A 294-nucleotide genomic window follows, 5' to 3' on the forward strand; every position below is an offset into this window, starting at 1 on the left:
GTTGTTTTTGTGGTTCATACACTAAATTCAGAAGCGCCCTACAACCGAAGTTTTTCTTTTTGTCTTAGCCTGCCACTCCGAACACAAAGGAGTGGGACGTATGGCCAGTCACAGCTACATGAGTATTACCGGAAAACGCCAAGGTTTGATTTCTGCCGGTTGCTCCGGCTCCGACTCCATCGGTAACAAATGTCAGATCGGCCACCAGGATGAAATCATGGTGCTGGCTTATTCACACGACATGCTCACGGGCAATGACGGTAGCGTGGCAGGTGGGCGTGGCAAGCACATGCC

General features: G+C 51.0%; 1 protein-coding gene. It reads left to right on the forward strand.

Going from position 1 to position 294, the window contains the following annotated elements:
- Positions 1–100: 100 nt before the first annotated feature.
- Positions 101–294, forward strand: a 194-nt coding sequence (tssD, locus tag AACY45_RS28960; RefSeq protein ID WP_339548903.1) for a type VI secretion system tube protein TssD, incomplete at its 3' end; no start/stop codon positions are given.

This window comes from Pseudomonas sp. RA_35y_Pfl2_P32, from assembly GCF_963970735.1.
GTDB lineage: Bacteria > Pseudomonadota > Gammaproteobacteria > Pseudomonadales > Pseudomonadaceae > Aquipseudomonas.